At 44.7% G+C, this 19,845-nt stretch carries 19 protein-coding genes and 1 pseudogene; 15 read left to right on the forward strand and 5 right to left on the reverse strand.

Features of this window, described 5'->3' with window-relative positions:
* Positions 1 to 319 precede the first annotated feature (319 nt).
* On the forward strand, positions 320 to 2,326 hold the full coding sequence (locus AXF17_RS02490; protein WP_094233663.1) for an FMN-binding protein: 2,007 nt from the start codon (positions 320 to 322) through the stop codon (positions 2,324 to 2,326).
* Positions 2,327 to 2,499: 173 nt separating this feature from the next.
* On the opposite strand, the gene AXF17_RS02495 is transcribed toward AXF17_RS02490, so the two are convergent.
* Together AXF17_RS02495 and yedF are read right to left on the reverse strand one after the other, a co-directional pair.
* Positions 2,500 to 2,781 carry a DUF3343 domain-containing protein gene (locus AXF17_RS02495; protein WP_094233664.1) on the reverse strand — a complete coding sequence of 94 codons (282 nt, stop codon included), beginning with the start codon at positions 2,779 to 2,781 and terminating at the stop codon, positions 2,500 to 2,502.
* A gap of 18 nt (positions 2,782 to 2,799) precedes the next feature.
* Positions 2,800 to 3,381 carry a sulfurtransferase-like selenium metabolism protein YedF gene (gene yedF, locus AXF17_RS02500; protein ID WP_094233665.1) on the reverse strand — a complete coding sequence of 194 codons (582 nt, stop codon included), beginning with the start codon at positions 3,379 to 3,381 and terminating at the stop codon, positions 2,800 to 2,802.
* A 209-nt stretch (positions 3,382 to 3,590) separates the two neighbouring features.
* Here yedF and AXF17_RS02505 point away from each other — a divergent pair, with 209 nt between their 5' ends.
* The 6 genes from AXF17_RS02505 (at position 3,591) to rlmD (ending at position 10,834) form a co-directional block, all read left to right on the forward strand.
* Positions 3,591 to 4,937 carry an AI-2E family transporter gene (locus AXF17_RS02505; RefSeq protein ID WP_094233666.1) on the forward strand — a complete coding sequence of 449 codons (1,347 nt, stop codon included), beginning with the start codon at positions 3,591 to 3,593 and terminating at the stop codon, positions 4,935 to 4,937.
* On the forward strand, positions 4,912 to 5,838 hold the full coding sequence (murB, locus tag AXF17_RS02510) for a UDP-N-acetylmuramate dehydrogenase (protein ID WP_237049065.1): 927 nt from the start codon (positions 4,912 to 4,914) through the stop codon (positions 5,836 to 5,838). The genes AXF17_RS02505 and murB overlap by 26 nt, the downstream gene beginning before the upstream one ends.
* A 43-nt stretch (positions 5,839 to 5,881) precedes the next feature.
* Positions 5,882 to 6,646, forward strand: a complete 765-nt coding sequence (locus AXF17_RS02515; RefSeq protein WP_094233668.1) for a PHP domain-containing protein — start codon at positions 5,882 to 5,884, stop codon at positions 6,644 to 6,646.
* Positions 6,647 to 6,649: 3 nt separating this feature from the next.
* Entirely contained in the window at positions 6,650 to 7,522 is an 873-nt protein-coding gene (rapZ, locus tag AXF17_RS02520) for an RNase adapter RapZ (protein WP_094233669.1), read from the forward strand.
* A gap of 347 nt (positions 7,523 to 7,869) precedes the next feature.
* Positions 7,870 to 8,832, forward strand: coding sequence for a DNA-binding protein WhiA (gene whiA, locus AXF17_RS02525; protein ID WP_094233670.1), 963 nt, complete (start codon positions 7,870 to 7,872; stop codon positions 8,830 to 8,832).
* 481 nt (positions 8,833 to 9,313) lie between these two features.
* Positions 9,314 to 10,834, forward strand: a complete 1,521-nt coding sequence (rlmD, locus tag AXF17_RS02530) for a 23S rRNA (uracil(1939)-C(5))-methyltransferase RlmD (RefSeq protein WP_094233671.1) — start codon at positions 9,314 to 9,316, stop codon at positions 10,832 to 10,834.
* Positions 10,835 to 11,128: 294 nt separating this feature from the next.
* Here the strand turns inward: rlmD and AXF17_RS02535 are convergent, their stop codons facing one another.
* From AXF17_RS02535 to AXF17_RS02550, 3 genes are all read right to left on the reverse strand, one after another.
* A complete protein-coding gene (locus AXF17_RS02535) occupies positions 11,129 to 11,734 on the reverse strand; it encodes a hypothetical protein (RefSeq protein ID WP_094233672.1) in 606 nt (201 codons plus the stop codon).
* Between the two features lie 593 nt (positions 11,735 to 12,327).
* Entirely contained in the window at positions 12,328 to 13,074 is a 747-nt protein-coding gene (locus AXF17_RS02545; protein WP_094233674.1) for an ImmA/IrrE family metallo-endopeptidase, read from the reverse strand.
* A gap of 2 nt (positions 13,075 to 13,076) precedes the next feature.
* Positions 13,077 to 13,442: a helix-turn-helix domain-containing protein gene (locus AXF17_RS02550; protein WP_094233675.1), complete on the reverse strand. Its 366-nt coding sequence runs from the start codon at positions 13,440 to 13,442 to the stop codon at positions 13,077 to 13,079.
* Between the two features lie 370 nt (positions 13,443 to 13,812).
* Here AXF17_RS02550 and AXF17_RS02555 point away from each other — a divergent pair, with 370 nt between their 5' ends.
* From AXF17_RS02555 to AXF17_RS02585, 8 genes and pseudogenes are all read left to right on the forward strand, one after another.
* A complete protein-coding gene (locus AXF17_RS02555) occupies positions 13,813 to 14,037 on the forward strand; it encodes a helix-turn-helix domain-containing protein (protein WP_094233676.1) in 225 nt (74 codons plus the stop codon).
* Between the two features lie 22 nt (positions 14,038 to 14,059).
* On the forward strand, positions 14,060 to 14,989 hold the full coding sequence (locus AXF17_RS02560) for a DNA-methyltransferase (protein ID WP_094233677.1): 930 nt from the start codon (positions 14,060 to 14,062) through the stop codon (positions 14,987 to 14,989).
* Positions 14,982 to 15,836: a DNA-methyltransferase gene (locus AXF17_RS02565; RefSeq protein WP_094233678.1), complete on the forward strand. Its 855-nt coding sequence runs from the start codon at positions 14,982 to 14,984 to the stop codon at positions 15,834 to 15,836. The genes AXF17_RS02560 and AXF17_RS02565 overlap by 8 nt, the downstream gene beginning before the upstream one ends.
* Positions 15,829 to 16,377: a hypothetical protein gene (locus AXF17_RS02570; RefSeq protein ID WP_094233679.1), complete on the forward strand. Its 549-nt coding sequence runs from the start codon at positions 15,829 to 15,831 to the stop codon at positions 16,375 to 16,377. The genes AXF17_RS02565 and AXF17_RS02570 overlap by 8 nt, the downstream gene beginning before the upstream one ends.
* Positions 16,378 to 17,038: 661 nt before the next feature.
* Positions 17,039 to 17,809: pseudogene (locus tag AXF17_RS09855) on the forward strand (DEAD/DEAH box helicase); the annotation flags it as partial.
* A 48-nt stretch (positions 17,810 to 17,857) separates the two neighbouring features.
* The gene (locus AXF17_RS09860; protein ID WP_408631986.1) at positions 17,858 to 18,493 is read left to right on the forward strand and encodes a helicase-related protein; all 636 of its coding nucleotides are present in this window, start codon (positions 17,858 to 17,860) and stop codon (positions 18,491 to 18,493) included.
* Positions 18,480 to 18,686 carry a DNA modification system-associated small protein gene (locus tag AXF17_RS02580; protein ID WP_094233681.1) on the forward strand — a complete coding sequence of 69 codons (207 nt, stop codon included), beginning with the start codon at positions 18,480 to 18,482 and terminating at the stop codon, positions 18,684 to 18,686. The genes AXF17_RS09860 and AXF17_RS02580 overlap by 14 nt, the downstream gene beginning before the upstream one ends.
* 3 nt (positions 18,687 to 18,689) lie before the next feature.
* On the forward strand, positions 18,690 to 19,845 hold a 1,156-nt coding region (locus AXF17_RS02585), incomplete at its 3' end, for an AAA family ATPase (RefSeq protein WP_157682622.1).

Raw genomic sequence — 19,845 nt, forward strand, 5'->3', positions numbered from 1 at the left:
CCCATATATATATACATATATAATCAAATAACATATTCATACCATATTCATGAGTGTTAAATTTAGGTACTTTCTTTAGGTAGTAGAGGGTGTGCGGCAGTGTCCCCTCTATTTTTTTAGGCTGTGAACTAATATGATGCTGCACTTACACGGATATCTCTGGTAAATGTTCCCCCTTGTATTTTTTTAGTACATAAACATATACAATACATGTAATTTAAAAGTTTGATAAAGGCTATACTTATTTATGTGTTATACTAAAGTTAGTCATGACTAACTCACAACTTAATACTACTCACTATTGTTATAGGAGGAATTAATGGGCAAGAATGCGATCTTAAAACCGATATTGATTGGGGCGCTCATTCTAGCAGTGGCAGGGGGAATAGCCTTCGGTATGCTCTCAGGGGGAGATGAGAAACCAGAGAAATCTGCAGTTTCCCATAAGAAAGAGCATATGGATATGGCAAAAGAGCAGAATGAGCCACAGGCGAGTGAAGATAAGGGTACTGCGGGGGACTATGAGACTAGTAGTAGCAGAGATAGTGGCAGTAGCGTGTTTGCAAGGAATTCTAGAGGTGGCGTAAGAGCTAGAAACGTTATTTCTCAGAATACTAGGCAGAATCAGGGCTCAGTTTCGAACGGAGCTAAGCCAGTGGGAAGTACTCCTTCGGTAAGTCCATCGAAGCCGTCTGTAAGCCCATCGCAGCAAGGTACTAAGCCAGATGTTAAGCCTGGCGAGAAGCCTGGAGCAAATCCGGGAACAACACCTGGTGCGAATCCAGGAACGAATCCAAGTGTAAACCCAGGAACAACGCCTGGTGAGCCTGTCCCTCCTGTGCTAGATAGACAGGCACAGATAGAGAAAGAGATAAGCGATTTCATGAGGAGATCAGACCTTAAGGACGGAAAGTACGTTGGACTCGGAGACGGATTTGACGAGGCCAGAGGCGGCGTTAAGACCATAGTAACAATCAAGAACAACATCATCGAAAATGTAGTATTTGTCGAAGGTCAGGGATATTCTGGACTAGACTATATGGCAATCTCTGCGAGAGCAATACCATATCTATGTGGTGAAGAAGGCAAGAGAAATGTCGCTATTCTCAAGGTGTATAGAAAGTACATCGACCAGATTGCGCACGCAAAGGACCAGGCCAAGGAAGCCGAGAAGTTACTGGGCAAAGAGTATGCGAGCAAGATTTCTGATGCGAGAAGAGCAGAGATGGTTTCGCCAGTAATCAGAGAGTATCTGAGCAAGAATCACAAGTGTAAGAAGATGATGGACGCGATTTCGGGCGCTACGCTCACTACGGGAGGAGTCGGTCTATCCGTGGACAATGCTTTGGAACTTTCTGAGAATGACAAGAAGACTGGAAATGATATCACTGAAATCAATGTACTCGAACCTACGGCAATAAACGGTTATACAGGACAGAGAGTTCTGAAGTCGGACATTGCGAAGCCGCTTGATTTATCAGGTGTTAAGGTTGAGCTTACCAAGGAGGATGGAACAAAGATTGAGGTTCCATACTCAGAGTTCGACAAATACGGAATCGAAGTTACCAACAGAGATACTGGCGAGAAGCTGTACGACAAAATGAATCTCTCAGACGAGACTAAGAGTCAGGCGCTAATTGCTAAAATCACACACAAGGGTTCCAAGAGACGCACTGAATTTGCGATATTCTTCGAGTCGTACAGCACAGATTACATCACCAAGATGGAATACAGCTTCGATAATGGCAAGACTTGGGAAGAAGTGACTGATCCTGCTAAGGCTGAGGATAATAGCAACAATATATCGCCAAGACAGACTGTTAAGCTCAAGAAGGAATATTTCGGCAAGAAGGCTAAGGCTAGAACTACATCTATGAGCGGCAAACATTATGAATATGAATGCAGATTCCCTATAGATGAGTATGGTTATAAATTCAGTTTCAATTCTGTTAATAAGGATTATGAATCTAACAAAAATGCTAATTTCGCAGTTTATATCACATTCGTCGAGGATGTGGTCGATGAAAATCCAGGTACAGGTGATAACCACGATAATTTTAACCCTGAAGAGGGAACAGAAGTCGAGGATGAGTTTACGCCAGTGCTGTCATCCAAGATAATCAACAAGAAAGTCGGAGATGCTGAGCCAACTCTTGATGAATACAAGGCTTTAATCTCAAATTTTCCAAATGACGGAAGCGTAACACTGGAAGTGCTCGATCACCCAGATATGACGGAAAACGGATATACTTTGGTCAAAATCAAAGTTATTTCGCATAGCTCTGGGAAAGAGTCTATCATCACCATTGGTGTCAGCGTTGCTTAGTACATAGTGAAGCGAAGGCACTGAAGCGATAGGGAGTGTCTTTGCACCAAGAATGTTAATCAGGTAAAGCACAAATAAAGAGCGAGGCAGCTGCCCCGCTCTTTGGTTTTGTTAGCGTTATGTCTCGCTTAATCTCTCAATTCTCTCTATCCCAGTTCAATCTACGGCGTAGTTTATAGCTGAATCTGCTCGAATTTGAAGCCGAGCCCCTTGTCCGATTTATCGTTAGTGATGTGATATACGTGGTACTCATCAGGTAAGAGATCTGTGTTTCCAAGGAAAGTTTCCTTAGAGATGTCGAATTTATCGACAGTAACTCTTACCGAAATGCCGCAGCTAGTCGAGATATGGCGAGGAACGGGCATGATAGTGCAGCCGAGAGGCTTTAGAAGCTTTTCAGTAGCTATAGCGCCGTGAGTCGACTCGAATGTATACAGATAATACTCTTCAGTCATAAAATATATGCTCCGTCTTTATAGAGTGATAACCTTGGACACTTCCTGCATCGCTCCGAGGATATCAAACATGTTGCTTACAGTTCCCACCTTACAATCCTCCTTGATTCCGAAGAAACTGAGGCAAGTACCGCATACGAGAACTTTAGACCCTTTTTCAATTAGAGTGTTTAGGTTATCGATAATCTGCTCTTCGATGCCCGTAGTTAGTTTAACACCTTCATTCATAAATAAAACATATGAAGGCACTTTCTCACCTTCAGAAAGAGTGAATATAGCCATCTTGGCGAGGTTAAGTCCGAGTTCTGCATCTCCAGAACCAACGGAAGCCTTGTTGAAGAAAACAGCATAGCTCTCATCTGCAAAGCTGCTTGCACTCTCAGGAACCTTTCCATTACCATCAGCAAAGCTTACGAGGAACTTATCACCCTCTGGAGCTGAACTAATAGGTCTACCGTATGCGTTAGCGAGCCTCGCCAGGTTATCGATCTGTGTCTGTCCATCAACGATAATCTCGAGATCCTGTGTACCGTTGTCTAATTCTTTTTTTGCCATAATTACAGGAATAGGGCATGCCTTACCTGCTGCGTCTAGTCTCATCTTGTGACACCTCCAGACTAATAATTTAAAATAAAATATACATTATCATCATAGCAGTATAGACAAGGTTCTTCAAATAGAAATCTATAATATCGGTGGAGCAAAGTATATGGTGAATTCCCATGTATTTTCACAAAGATAGCCACAAAAGACACACATTTTATAGTAATATAATTATGTATAGTATGTGCAGATAGAGAGGTAGAATTTTGCTAAGAAAATTTGTAAAAAGTCCATATGTCAAAGCTTCGCTCGCTTTTATCATCAGTGGCTCCGTGCTTATTATGCTGTCAAACGTACTTAATAAGACGAAGTTCACCGCCGGCTTGGCGACTATTAATAAGACGCTTATGCCGGTGTATATCGGTGTGTTCATAGCGTTCCTGCTATGCCCTATATATAATAAGCTGGTTAAGGTTATTTATACGAAGTTGAGAGATAGCGGAAATCGCTCTCCAGAGGACTGTAAAGGACCAGTTTGTATGAAGTTTGCTGGCGGACGAAACATGCCTCAGGATGATGCTACTACCCGTATGAAGAGAAATCTCGCAATCTCTAAGATCGGTGCGAGCGCGATCTCCATACTGATAATCGTAGCCTTTTTTGCGCTTATCGGGTATTTCGTAGTGCCACAGATTGTCATGAGCATAGTCAACCTGATGAATACCATGCCAGAGAGACTGGCATACTTCTCGTCATGGTCGGAGCACCATCTTCAGAATTTTCCACAGATTGTTAAGTGGATCAATGCGGCCGCGAACGCAGGAACTAGTGAGATTATCGACTGGATAAGAGACAACATACTGAAGGATAACTTCCAGAATCTAGCCAATATGGTTTCGGCTCAGATCATTAGTGTCGTGCGCGGCAGTGCAAATCTCTTCGTAGGAATACTCATCTCAATCTATCTGTTGAATTATAAAGAAACAATATTTGCAAATACTCGCAAGATCGTTGCTGCGACATGCTCCGAGCGGAAGTCGAGAAACCTTTACGAATTTGCAAAAATCATAAACGAGACGTTTATCGGATTCATAGTAGGAAGAATTCTCGATGCGATAATAATTGGAATTCTCACCTATATATGCATGCTTGTATTCAATATGCCACTTGCGTTACTGATTGCAGTAATTGTCGGCGTAACTAACGTGATTCCGTTCTTCGGACCTTTCCTAGGAGCGATTCCGTCGGTTTGCCTGCTCATGTTGGAGGATCCTGTTAAGGCTGGATACTTCATTATTATGATATTAGTGATCCAGCAAATAGATGGAAATGTAATCGGCCCTAAGATTGTCGGCAGTGCAATCGGAATAAGCAGCTTCTGGGTACTTATCGCAGTACTTATCGGAGGTGGACTGTTTGGCTTCCTAGGTATGGCACTCGGAGTTCCTGTTTTTGCAGTATTCTACAGATATGCGGGCAAGCTAACCAACAACAAGCTTCGAAAGCGCAGCAAGGAGACAGACATTAGGTCGTACACGGATTACGCCAAGTTCGGTATAGAAGAAGGAGAACTATTTGGAGATGAACATGCCAAACACAAACCTGATAAATAAAATAAACGAAATCGTCCCCGAAGCTCAGGTCGGCGTTGATGAACTGATGAGCAAGCACACGTCATTTCGTATCGGTGGTGCTGCGGATGTAGTTGTCACCGCATGTAACGAAAATGAACTGAGCGAGCTACTGAAACTTCTTCACAGCGAAGATGTAAGGTACATGCTGGTTGGAAATGGCTCTGACCTACTATTCGCAGATGAAGGTTATCGTGGCGTGATAGTAATGCTCGGTGGTGACTTTGAACATATCGAGGTTGTGCCATCATGTGACGAGGAGATTAGAGTTGGTGCAGCACGCATGCTATCTAATACCTCTAATTTTGCGAGAGACAATGGACTTACAGGACTCGAGTTTGCATCAGGAATCCCGGGAACATTTGGCGGCGCACTCTTTATGAACGCCGGTGCGTACGGCGGAGAAATGAAGGACGTAGTCGAGAGCGTAACTCTGATGAAATTAGACGGAAGCACGGTATACGAGCTATCTGGCGAGGAAATGGAGTTCTCGTATAGGAATAGTGTACTGCAGCATAATGACGACATTGCGCTTTTTGCAAGGGTCAGATTGCACAAGGATGATAAAGAAGCCATCACAGAGAGGATGAACGAGCTCGCTGAGAAGCGCAGAACGAAGCAGCCGGTAAACTTCCCAAGTGCGGGCAGTACATTTAAGAGACCTGCCGGAGGCTATGCGGCAGCCCTAATCGAGGAGGCTGGTCTCAAGGGTAGGACAGTCGGAGGTGCACAGGTTTCCGAAAAGCATTCAGGTTTCATCATCAATATCGGTGGTGCGACATCTAAGGACGTAAGAGAGTTGATCGATATCGTGGCTCAGGAAGTATATAAGAACTCGGGAATCAAGCTCGAGCCGGAGGTCAGAATTATCGATGTTGAATAGAGTTTAAGAAGGGTATTCTGGGGAAAAAGAAAGCGATAAGTTGATGGAAAATAATATTAAGAAGCTATATAAATTGACGGCGGACTACCACACGCATACGAGGTATTCGCATGGTAAAGGATATGCGCACGGTAAGGGAACTGTTCTTGAAAATGTCGCTGCGGCCTCCGCAAAGGAGTTAAACGAGCTGGCGATTACAGACCATGGACCGGGGCATAAGTTCTATGGACTCAAGATGGATAAACTTTCGGCGATGCGGGCAGATATTGAAGAGGCGATGCGCAAGTTTCCAAATGTTAAGGTGCTGCTAGGAGTTGAGGCGAATATCATCAACTCTTCCAATGGACTAGATATCAAGAAAGAGGATTTTCACAAATTCGATATCGTCAATGCGGGATACCACTACGGCCTGCCGCATGGATATATGATTGCAAACTATGTATGCTGGCACGCAGGTCTTCCGTCCGGAAGTAGGGAACAGCTCAGAAATAAAAACACAGAGATGGCGCTTAGGGCTCTTTATGAGAATGACATATTTATTCTGACCCACCCTGGTGATAAGGGACCATTCGATATGAAAGAGCTTTGTAAGGCTTGCGAAGAGACGAATACTCTGATGGAAATCAGCACGCGTCACACGCATCTCACTAGAAAAGAGATTGAGATGGCGGCGAATTACGACGTGAAATTTGTCATAAGCAGTGATGCGCATGTGCCGGAGAAAGTGGGGAATTATATTGCTGGCGTAGAGAGGGCTCTGGAAGCGGGGCTAGACATAGAGAGAATTGTCAATATTGAGAAGAGGTAAGAGATGAAGATTGTCATAGTCACAGGTATGTCGGGAGCAGGCAAGACGAAGGCTGCAGACTGGCTTGAGGATCAGGGATATTACTGCATAGATAATATGCCTCCTAAACTGGTAATAAATTTCGTGGAACTTTCAATGACAAACGGCATGGATAAGATTGCGTTCGTCGCCGATGTCCGCGGTGGTGAGTTTTTCTCCGACCTAGTTGAGGTAATCGACCAACTCAAGAACAGTGAGGGGATAGAAAGCGATGTCTTCTTCGTAGATGCTTCAACTCCAACGCTGGTGAGAAGATTTAACGAGACGAGAAGGCACCATCCTCTAGCAAGTGGAAAGGTTACTCAGGCGGTAATTGAGGAGGAGCGTGCAAGGCTGGAGAGCGTACGCAAGAAGGCGGACTTTATCATCGATACCAGCACTATGAAGGTTGCAGATTTCAATATGGCGATGAGGAGGATATTCCTCGGCAAGGAAGGAAATCAGTTCAACATCAACGTGACTTCATTTGGCTTTAAGCACGGTATTCCGAGCGAATCGGACATTATGGTAGATGTAAGATTCATTCCGAACCCATACTACGTGAAGAGCCTCAAGAAACTCACTGGTAACAACAAGAAGATTGTAAACTACGTGTTCAAGTCAGATCTTGCAAATGAGTTTGTAGACAAGTACCACGCTCTCCTCAAGGATCTGATTCCCGGCTATATCCACGAGGGAAAGTATCATCTCAATGTAGCATTTGGCTGCACAGGAGGGCATCATAGGTCGGTGGCAATCGCCAACAAGATGGCGGAGCTCTTCCACGAGGACGGGTACAGAGTGACAGTGACACATAGAGACCTTGATTTCATCGCAAAGGGAATTAGCAAGAAATAGATAGGCTGTAGATAAGCGCTAGATAGCTACAAATAGGCTACAAATAGGCTATAAATAAGCGATAAATAACTGTCTATAGCTATAAATAAGCGATATAGCTATAGATAATCGATAAATAAGCTACAAATAAACGCTAAATAGCTAAGACAGTCGATAAATAAGCTATAGATAGTCGCTAGATAGCTATAAATAAGTGATATAGCTATAAATAGTCGCTAGATAGCTATAAATAGTCGCTAGATAGCTATAAATAAGCGATATAGCTATAGACAGTCGATAGAAAAGCGCTAGTTCTTATGCGGTAATTAAGGATGTAATTTATTACTTGAAGGGAGTCATACAGATAGATGTCTTTCTCATCACAGACTAAGGGCGAACTGGCGCGCGTTATGCCGAGCAAGAAGTGCTGCATGCTCGCGGAAATTACGGGATTTCTCAGGGTTGCAGGCAGCCTCAGACTTGCTGGTGGTGGAAAATTTACTATAGTCGCATCTACGGAGAACCCAGCGATTGCCAGGCACTATAAGACTTTGATTAAGGAATACTTCGGCAGCAATGCAGGAATTGAAGTTGGAAACTCGCAGATGCCCGGTAAATCGCGCGGAAACTATAGATACAGATATTCTCTGGTAATCAGACCTGAAGAGAAGAGTCTGCAGATTCTCCGTGAGACTGGGATGCTTCTCATCCGAGAAGGTGACGAGTTCCTGAGTGACGGCATATATCAGCCGATTGTCAAGAATAAGTGCTGTAAGCGCTCGTATCTCAGAGGATTATTTCTCGGCGTCGGCACAATGTCTGACCCCAAGAAGAGCTATCACCTCGAGTTTGTGCTTAACAGCATGCATGTCGCTCAAGATCTCAAGAAGCTGATTGGAAGCTTCGTCGATATGTCAGCTGGTCTAATCGAACGTGGCGAAGAGCACATCGTCTACCTGAAGCGCGCTGAATACATCAGTGATATGCTTGGAATCATGGGTGCCAATGAGGCGATGCTGGAATTCGAAAATATCAGAATCGGCAGAGGGCTCAGGCGCGAAGTAAACAGGATCTCGAACTGCGACAATGCCAATGTAGACCGAACCCTGACCGCCGCTGAACAACAAATCCGCCATATTGAAATCATCAAAGACAAGCTTGGCCTAGAGAACCTCGATCCTGTACTTCGCGACACTGCAGAGCTCAGGCTTGAGCTGCCAGGTGCCAGCCTATCGGAGATAGGCGAGGCCCTGAGCCCGCCAATCAAGAAACCGGGCGTTAGCAAGCGCTTTGCGAAGCTGAAGGAGATAGCGGAGGGGCTGGAGAGGTAAGGTTTAAGTGTGTAGTTTAGGATCTGAGACCTGCGAATAGTGAATGTGGGATTTAGCGAATGTGAAAAGGCAGTGATTGCAAGCTGTGATGAAGTTTTGGAGTTTAGCAGGTGTGAGATTGCGAATCAAGAGCATAATATCTGAAAATTTGGAAGATTTTAGCGGATGTGAGGCTAGAAATCAAGGCCGAATTTGAGGATGGGATTTTAGCGATTTGGAACTCAAAAAGCAAGCACAAAAGTGGTCGATTTTAGCTGTTGGAAGAATAAAAATCAAGCCATAACTCATATATAAGTGGTGAATTTTAGCAGTTGGGATTTGAGAAATCAAGACATGCAGATTGTGAAGATAGCGATTTTAGCAAATGTGAAGACTAGAAGCAAGCTTTTCGCAAATAAAATTTGGGGATTAATTTTAGCAAACGCATCATTAAAAATCAATACCAAGCAAAGATAAATTTAAAAAATATTCAGAGGTAAAAATGAGCGATAACATAGAGAAGACTGCTGATCTTGTAGTTACTGAAGGTCAGACAATAGAGCTCGAAATTACAGATATGACTGATGATGGCAAGGGACTGGGCAGGTTGTCTGGCCTTGCTATTTTTGTGGCGGGAGCCGTTCCAGGTGATAAGGTTAGCGCCCGCATCACGAGGCTCAAGAAGCGCTATGCTTTTGCTGAGACAATCACGCTTCTTGAGGCTTCCGCAGCTAGAGTGCAGCCGCCATGCCCGTACTATCAGGACTGCGGCGGCTGCTCAATGCTCGAGCTTAGTTACGAGGAACAGCTCCGTATCAAGCGCAAAAATATAATCACTAAGCTCGAGCGCATAGGCGCCCTTGAGGAGCCGACTGTCAGGGAAGTTGTGGGCGCCGAAGATACGATCGGAGCCGACGGAGGGCCGGCTGATAAGGCTGATAGTGCTGGCAGCGAGGATTTCGAATCCATGCTTAGATACCGCAACAAGGCTGAATTTGCAGTGGTGATGACGAGCGCTGGACCGCTCGTCGGCTTCAACAAGCGAGGTAGCAACAAAATAGTCGACTGTACCGACTGCCTCCTCCAGAAACGCGCAACGATGGCGGCAGCCAACGCAATCCGAGAACTCCTACAGGACAAGCTGATTTCCGTATACGATGCGAGACACGGCAAAGGATTTCTAAGAGGCTTCACCATCAAGGTCTGCGAGGGCACAGGTGAGATGATGCTGATATTCACAAGCACAGCCAAGCATCTGCCAAACGCCGAGAAGATCATATACACCATCAGCGACGCAATCGATGCGGTCTCGACTGAAACTGAACCGTACTTCCTACAGAGCGTGGTTATCGAGGTGAACAAGGCAAAAGATGTCCGCAAACCCGTAACCGCTTACGAGGTTGTGGCAGGCACAAACACAATCACCGACATCACTGATGACGGCATGAAGTTCGAGATTTCTGCGCCTGCATTCTACCAGGTCAACACGAAGCAGATGAGCAAGCTCTACGCCAAGGTCAGGGAATACGCCTGTCTCAAGGGTGGCGAAACCGTCTTTGATCTCTACTGTGGCATCGGAACCATTGGACTCAGCATGGCGGCTGATGCTGGCATGATTATCGGAATCGAGGCTGTAAAAAACGCCGTTATCGACGCTAACCGCAACGCCGTAATCAACGGTATTGTAAATGCGCGCTACTACACAGGCCGCGCCGAACAGGTGATGCCGAGACTCCTCGATAAGGAAGATAAGCTTTTCATCGACTACATCGAGAAAAATGCCCCAAAGATAGCCATCCTCGACCCTCCTCGCGCAGGCTGCGATGAGGCACTTCTCCGAGCAGTCGCAAGTTGTGAGGTGGACAAGATAGTTTACGTATCCTGCGACCCAGGAACACTGGCTCGCGATATCAAGCTGCTTGGCGAACTTGGTTATGAGTTCGTGGAGGCAACACCAGTTGATATGTTTGTGGCGACGATGCATGTCGAGTGCGTAGTATTGATGGAGAAAAGAGAGGCGTAAAAGCCCGAAAACATGGCATTTCTTGAGATCCGGAGGGTCGTGGTACCTGCCCGGGTCTCGTTTTGTCTCCGGAAATAACGGTCGGTGTAAACATATCCATGGCGAGACTGTGAGTTGACAGGATGGTTGGATTTTCGGCTACCGAGTTGACAGTGTGGTTGAAAATGGGGGTCGAGTTGACACTTTTGTTAAAATGTGCCCTCGTGTTGACAGAATTGTTGGCACAGAAATAAAAGAGCAGCACCGACCGGAATGGACAGTGCTGCTGATTGTGTAAGTGGTCAAGCCGCCGGATTATCTGTAGCTTTTGTCGTAAAGCTTTGCCGCTTCGGTCTGAACTTTCTTGATGAATTCATAGCCCTGGCTTTTCTCCTTGCCGAGGTCGACTTCCTTCAGGATCTCACCCTTCTTGTAGCCGTCGAAGAGCAGACGGAAAACCTGACCGTAGAGCGGGTTCTGCTTGTTCAGATCCTCAACGAGCATGTCGACTACCATATAGGTGAAGGCATTGTCTTCGTTTTTGGTCGTGCCGGTGGGGTCATAACCCTCGCCGTCCTCATCTTCCGCGTCCTCAGCGAACTTCTCAAGAGAAAGATGGTCATCTTCCGCGGTCTTTTTGAAGCGGCAGAGATATGCGTGAGCCTGGTAATTGAAGTCCTTCATCGCTGCTTCCTTCTCGGCTTCCTCGACCGGGATGAACGCGACCGAAACCTTCTCCGCGGAGCGTGGGAACGTCCAGGACTCCAAGTTGTCCCAGATGAGCCCGTAAGGCTTGAGGGTTGTCGTCATCTCTTCGTCTGCTACCACCGGAGCGAGAACCTGTCCGGGGCGGCAGGGGATGCCGTTGAAAGATGTACGGTTGCTGAAGTCTGTGTAATGATTGTCTCTGTTCTTTGCCATGGTTTTTCCTCCTTTGGCTTTTCTCTGTTGGAGGAAATCCATGGCAGTAGTCATTTTTGGTAATAGTCGAACAGCCCATAATGGAAATCCTCCGTTATCGGTTTCTGGTCAGCTGCTGAAATGACTGATACAATATTCAGTTGCCCTCCGGTGAGCCTTTTCAGCATGCCTGCGTCCAGGACGACTCAGCATTGGGGTGGAGCAGTTTAATGTCATGCACCTGGACGGTTAAAAAAAAGACGATCAGAGAGATTAAGCAGATTGCTTTATCCTTCTGACCGTCTTGCGGTTCTGAGAATACTGTTTTATTCTTTTGGTTTCGCCTTATCGGGTGGAACCCACGGGTGTTTATCGACTATCTTGAAAGCAGGCAATGCTTTGTGAAACAGTTCCACTCGGTAAAAGGTGCCGCTTTTTACGATGTCGACGCAGTTGTTTTCGGGGTGCCAGTCAAATAAAAACTTTCCTGACGCCCCATTCGATCGTACTTCCATTGGTAATTAATCACCTCCTTATTGATTGTTCACCGTAAGCCTAACGGTTGACATTAAAGGTAAAATATAAACAGTGGAATTCCACTATTTGTAGCAGAATCAGAATGCGGGATAAGGTGTTAGTCGATCTATGTAGCCAAGCTCTTTCAATCTATAGAAGGCTGCTTCATGGGACACATTAAATATTTCGCTTAATCTTTGCGCGGCGAACAGGCCCCAATCCCTGTGACCACGGTTGGGAACACGTGCAAGAGCCATCTTTACCGAACATCGCGGCATCAGTATAGCGGAAGCAAGTCTGTTCGCTTGTTGCTCCAGTCGTTTTTTATCTGAGAGATGATAACGGTTATGCCTTACGGTTTCTGAAGAAACACTGAAATCAGCTCTGCATCGAACATATGCAAATTGGCGTTCTTCATCGTCTACTCCGATGGTATTGAGATAGTAAGAGGGATGCAGAATGGAGTGGCTTCCCTCATGTCCCATAGTAAACCTATATCGATGCTCTTGTGCTTCTTCGAGTAAGGTGGAGTCAATAATGACGGTTCCGGCATCAGCATGTGCATATTCAGCCCGCCTGGTATCAGGATCGTATATTGGCAAAAAGTCTGTGGTTTGAAAAACAGTTGTGCCCAGATATACGCCACAGTGAGACAGCAGATAAAAATCCTGCTTCAAACTTAGATAGCGAGTGACAAATCGGTCAATATCTATTTCTTTCGGTGAGAAAACCAGTGAAGGAGAGAAATCTGCCACAAGGCGCTCGCCGATGGTATCCAGTTCTTCGTTTGATATTATTGGGATACCGTTTTCTCCGATGTTTAATACTGGTTGATATCTACCCATGTTTAACCCTTCCGTGCTTTTAACTCTTCAACAAAGTGGAGCCAGTCTTCCTCTCCGGCATCTAAGTCTTTTGCGGTCCGAAGAGCGTTACTGACATAGTCGTTCATAATATATGCTGGAAGGTCTGGCGCAATAGTGCCTTTTTGTTTACCGGCAATAATATTTAATTCATCGGCCTCTTCCTTAGACAGATGCAGCGCCACAACGACTTTTTCGAGGCGCTCCGCAGTGAGAGGAGGCTTACGATCCTTCTCCACATCGCTTAAAAAAGCCGCAGAAACACCTATTTGTCTGGCAAGTTCACGAAGAGTGACATCATTGTTTTCTCGTAATTTTGCTAAATATTTACCGAAGGTGAGTTCTTCCATTATATGCTCCTTTCTACCGATTTAATGTTAACTGTCCAGCTTACAGTTAACATTAGAATAGCATGTTACAGACCTTCTGTCAATGAGGGAGTGAAATTATTTTGGATTAAAAAATGGTACTCTTTGAATTTAACAAGACTACAGTCTATTATATTGCTGCCGGATTTAAAGCCTGTGTAAACGGGCAGGCTAACATTTTGATTGAAAACAGATGCCTTTAATGGTACAATATCCGTGAAAGCAAATTTTTTATCCGATTTATCAGCTTGGGAATTTGAAATTGGTGTTTTGAGATTATTCCAGTGTATATTTCAGATAGGGTAGGCTGACCTAGGCTGAGGTAGCATGAAGGCAGTATGAAGGAGTTGTAATGGGAATAAGTTACAAAAAGCTTTGGAAGCTGTTAATAGATAAAGATATGAAAAAGAAGGATTTGCGGGCAGCCGCAGGTATAAGTTCGACCTCGATGGCGAAGCTTGGCAAAAATGAAAATGTGACAACGGATGTCCTTGTTCGAATATGCAAGGCATTAAATTGTGAATTGTCGGATATTATGGAGCTTGAACCTGCTGCCGAGGATAAGGTGGCTGAATAAACTGAGTAGAAGAGGTGAGACCTTGGGAAGGCGAAATAAAACCCTAAAGGCTTTTGAAAGTAAATTTATCGTGGGAGACTGCGAGACAATAATGAAAACCATGCCGGAAAATAGCATAGATCTGATTTTGACATCACCACCATATGCTGATCAGAGGGATTATGGAAATACAGATTCATCAATTTCACCCGAGGACTATGTAAAATGGTTTCTGCCGAAGGCGAAACAGATGTATAAGCTGCTTAAAGCTGATGGTAGTTTTATCCTTAATATAAGCGACAAGGTGGTTGACGGTTTTCAGCACCTGTACGTTTTTGAATTAGTGCTTGCCTTGTGTCAGCAGGTCGGGTTTCACCTTGTGAGGGACTATATTTGGCATAATCCGGCGACTCCGCCAAATGTGTATTCTCGCGGTGGCTATGGCAGGACAAAAAAATCTCATGAATACTGCTTTTGGTTTGCAAAATCTGACACTTGGAATTTTGAATTAGATCCGATCAGAAAGCCTTATAGCAAGGATATGCAAAAATATCTCGACGGAAAAGGAAAGGGAGATCGGAACCAGAACATCCGGCCTAGCACACATAATTTTAACTGCGAGAAAGTATGGACAAATAATGGCGGCTCTGATCCAGGCTCTGTGATTGAAATAGCTAACACTAGCAGCAATGATACTTTTATAAAACTTTGTAGAGAAAAAGGAATCGCCCATCCTGCTAGATTCCCTGAGAAGCTTGCCGAATTCTTCATCCTGTCCGGAAGCGTCGAAGGAGATGTTGTTCTGGATCCGTTTTCTGGATCGGGAACAACCGCTGCAGTTGCAATGAAAAATAATAGGCGATGGATCGGCATAGATGCGAATGCTGATTATTGTGAACTGGCTAGTGCCAGGCTTGAGCAGGAAATCAAAGATATGGGACAAGCTGAGGAAGGCAACACAGATAATGATTGATAAAATACATAAAGCAGGCTTCTCTGTAGCCTGTATGGATGGTGCAAAGGGAATGCTCCAACTCCCGGATAAATCCATAAAGCTTGTTTATGGCTCTCCACCGTATCCAAATGCTGAGCGGGACTATGGAGTTTGGAAATCTTCAGAGTATATTGAAAAAATCAGGCCGTTCATAGATGCAGCGAAATTGAAACTTCGCGACGACGGCTTTTTGGTAATAAATGTAAAAGCAAACAGAGAGAAAGCCTCAACGAGAGCTTCTTCAAAGCGATCCCTAATCATAGAAAAACTGGCGATAATGCTGGAAGAGGAATGGGGGCTGCATTGTGTTGATATTGAGATATGGGTAAAAGAGAATCCGGCTCCAACTGGGCTTAGGGTGGCATGCCAGGATGCATATGAGCAGAATTTATGGTTTTCGGTGGCACCCAAATGGACAATCGATATCGATGCAATCCGCAGGCCGTATGAATCCCATAGTGTTAAAACCTATGAGGATTATGAGTACAAGCCGAGAGCAAACGGGAACACTTATGTGCGAAAGGCTAAAAAAATACAGCCCAATCCATTGGGAGCCTTGCCAAAGAATATCCTTACAGGACCTGTGTCCGCAAGGATAGGTGAGCACCAGGCAACGCAGCCATTATATTTGCCTGAAAAATATATCAAAGCAACAACAAAGGAAGGAGATCTTGTCGTAGATCCTTGGCTGGGGAGTGGTACGACTGGGCATGTCGCCGTTAGTTTAAAAAGACTGTTCGCGGGCTTCGATACTGTAGAGAGCTACGTAGAAGAAGCAAATACCTGGATTGGTGAAGCCTATCAGGAGGTGTCCCGGAATGTCTGATAAGCCCAAAAAACTAAAAAAGCAGGAATTAAACAAGCGATTTATCGAAGGTCTCGGTGAGCATGTACTCTGGGTAAGCGACGAAGATAGTGCACCGCTATTAATTGATATTTGTTCCAATACGGGAACAGAGTATCGGCTAAGAGCATACCTGTATAATTTGACAAATCCACCCGGCGGAAGGGCGGCAGATGAATACAAGGCGCAAATAATTCTTCCTGGTCAGCAGAAAAAAGAACGTGCCTCTCTTGATTATTCTGATGGCCGGTTTCCGTTGCTTGTTGCCTATGCGCAGGAAGGCAAGGATGGTGTGTTCGTATTATGGGATGCGGACAAGCATGAAAACATTGCTTTCAGTAGTAATATTCAGGTGAAGTCAGATGCTATAATAATGGCCTTATATAAAAAGATTGTAAGAAGCAGCAGGACAAATAACGAGATTATTGTTTCTGCAAGACCTCAATATCTTTATGAAGCAATCCGGGAACGGATGAGTATTATGAGGCAAAACGTTTTGGAGGCGGCAGATGGCATTAAGTGACATAAATTTTGCTACTTCATATAACAAAGCTGAACATGATATCGCAAATGAGTTCTACTTGCCATGTATGCGGTCGGCAGAACAGTATGACCGTATATCAGGCTATTTCGGCAGTACTATTTACATAATAGCTTGGGATGCTTTAAAGGAGTTTATCAATAATTCTGGGAAGATGAGGCTGATTTGTTCTCCTTATATTTCCGAGGCCGACGAAGCGGCACTTTCAGAAGGCTATAACGCCAGAAGTAGCCAGCTACTTGCAGATTCCATTATTAAAGAGTTTGAGGCTATGGTTGAAAGCCCCGATCTATCTGCTCCGTCAAAGCTTCTGGCTTATCTTGTCGTGGAAGGAATAATTGATGTCAAGATAGCTATTCCGACGGGCAGTGAAGCTCCAGCTGTAAAACGTCTATTTCATGACAAAGTTGGAATCTTCAGCGATGGACAGGGGAATAAGGTGGGTTTCAGGGGTTCAATGAACGAGACCTTCAAAGGCCTTGCTGAGGACGGCAATATTGAATCCATAGATGTTTTTCCTAATTGGTTGGATCAGAGAGATAAAGAACGCGTAGAAGAGGCAGATACCTTTTTCAATAAGTTGTGGAGACATAGAATATCAGGAATACAGATCTACGAGTTCCCATCGGCAGCAAAAGAAATTATGCGAGCAAGGACGGAAGGAGTAAAGTGGGAAGAACTGCTTGAAGAGATAAAAGTATCAAAAAGCAGAGCCTTGAAATGGAAGCCCGGGAAGGACCCGGAAGCTAGAACGCCTCGCAAGCACCAGGTAAATGCTCTAGAAACTTGGGAAAAGAATGGGTGCAGAGGCATTTTTGAGCATGCCACAGGCAGCGGAAAAACCTTCACTGCTATGTGCGCCATCAATGATGCCTTAAAGAAAAACGAGACCGTTCTCATTCTCGTGCCATCGAGAGACCTGCTTAAACAATGGAATAAGGAACTTAGGGAGACCCTGACGGAGCTTGAAATTTACTATCTCCTGTGTGGCGATAGCAACACAGAGTGGAAGAAACCAGGAAAGCTTGCTGCATGGAGCGGAAAAGGTGAGGCTTCACACAGGATTATCATCGCAACAATGGATACGGCAAGCTCAAACGAGTTTATAAAAAAACTTAGCCAAGGCAGCCATCTGATGCTTGTGGCAGATGAAGTCCATCGTATGGGTAGCCCTAAAAGAAGAAATATACTTAATATTGAAACTGGCGCGAGACTTGGATTGTCTGCCACACCAAGACGCTACGGTGATCCTGTAGGAACAGCCGCACTGTTTGAATATTTTGATGGGCTGATTCCGCCGCCTTTTACTTTGGAGGATGCTATTAAGAGCGGAGTGTTGACTCGGTATTTTTATTTTCCTCAAAGAATAAGTTTGACGGATGGAGAGCAGCAGCGTTGGGATGAAATATCGGATGAAATAAGGAAGCTGATGGCCCGAACAGGCAATGCGCCGGACGGAACCGTGAATATCGATTCTAATCCGAGACTTAAGCAGCTTCTGATCAATCGGTCGCGAATTGTAAAAAATGCATCCGGAAAAGTTTCTCTTGCAATTAAGGTTTTGAAGGAAAAATTCCAGTCAGGCCAAAAGTGGATCGTGTATTGCGATAATATTGCGCAACTCAATGCTGTTTGTTCGAAAGCAAGAGCCGAAGGCTTTGATGCCTATGAATATTACGCTGATATGGAAGGCGACAGGGATATGACGCTCGACTATTTTTCACAAAACGGTGGAGTGTTGGTTTCGATCAAATGTCTGGATGAGGGTGTTGACATTCCTTCAACGACTGACGCCTTAATACTTGCATCCTCCCAGAACCCGCGTGAGTTTATTCAAAGGCGTGGCAGAATACTAAGAAACTCTGCCGGTAAGCTTTTTGCACATCTGTACGATGCAATTACAGTTCCGGTGGTTTCTGAGAATGAGAATGAAAAAGGACTGTCAATTATTTCTGCAGAATTATCGAGAGCGATTCAATTTGGTGAGAACGCAGAGAATCCCGCCTGCGTTACCGATCTTAAAAACATTGCTGTGGACTATCAGATTGAATATAGCACCATAAAGGATGGAGGTATCGAAGACGATGATGAAGAGTAAGGTGGAAGTTGAGGAACTAATTGGCGTCCTCGAAAAAATCAGGCAGGAGAAGTATCCTGATATTCCAGAATCACTTATCCGGGACATAGTCGCAAGTGAGTTTGAGCAGCAGGACAGCCGTCCACAAGCACAAAGGGCAACGAAAAAATTGATTGCCGATTTCCTGAAGACAGCAGTCGCTGAGGAGGTGTAAGTCATGTTACAGTTTACCGGTTTGGTAATAGAGAATTTTGGACCTTTTAAGGGACAGCAGACTGTTGATTTCGTGGATGCCAATGGTGTTACCATTATCTGGGGGAATAATGGGCGGGGTAAAACAACGCTCTTAAACATCTTCCGCTATGCTCTTTTCGGAAAATATCAGAACAGACGCGGTAAGGATGTGGATCTTCCGAGCCTCGCCAATCTTGAAGGGAAAAAGGATGGCAAGTATGATTTTAAAGTCGTTCTTAAGATGCTCAATGATGGGGTACATTATGAATTGACACGCCAATATGTTGTTCGAAAAGGCATCACCAATCCCCAGAAAAATGATGATTATGAAGAACATGTTTACCTAAAGAAGGAAGGGGCTATCCTTTCACAAGATCAAAGGGAACATGAATTAAAATTGATAATGCCAAGTGAGGTATCCAGGTTTTTCCTGTTTGATGGAGAGTTGCTTCAGGAATACGAGGAACTTTTGGCAGAGGATACAAATACAGGAGCGACAATTAAGGAATCAATTGAACAGATTCTTGGAGTGCCGGTTTTAACTAATGGAGCTACCGATACAGCTTCCGTTCTTGCAGAGTACAGGAAAGAAAAAAATAAGATCGCCCAGAGCAATGACCAGACACAAAAAATCGCAGCACAAATGCCTGTTTTGGAGGCCGAAAAGCAGGAACATTCTGAGGAATTGGATAGACTGAAGAATGAGCTTTCTGATGAACTTAACAATAAGGCCAAGCTTGAAGATGAGGCTCAGCAAAGCGAACATGTATCGGATCTAGTGAAAAGATTAGATGATATTGACGGTGATATCGCGGAAAAAACAGCGGCAAGGGAAGCATTGCTTGCAAATATTGTTGTACAAACCGGCGATGCCTGGAAAGGTCTGGTCAGCAGCCGTGTTGAACGCATTCTGAGTGCTATAGAAATACAGCTTAGAGAACTTGAAAAGAAAGATAACGAGCATAATGTAGCAAGTCGTTTTGTTGAAGAAATGAAGGCAGCGGCAGAGGGACACCATTGTCAGGTATGCGAACAGGATGTTGAGGGTGAAAAGCTCGAACAGCTTCTAAAAAAGATAGCTGAAGCCACGAAGGAGTACAGCGGGTTGTCCCCAGAAGAAACACAAGAACGCCAGCAAC

It is taken from the genome of Mogibacterium pumilum, from assembly GCF_002243385.1.
Classification (GTDB): Bacteria; Bacillota; Clostridia; order Peptostreptococcales; family Anaerovoracaceae; genus Mogibacterium; species Mogibacterium pumilum.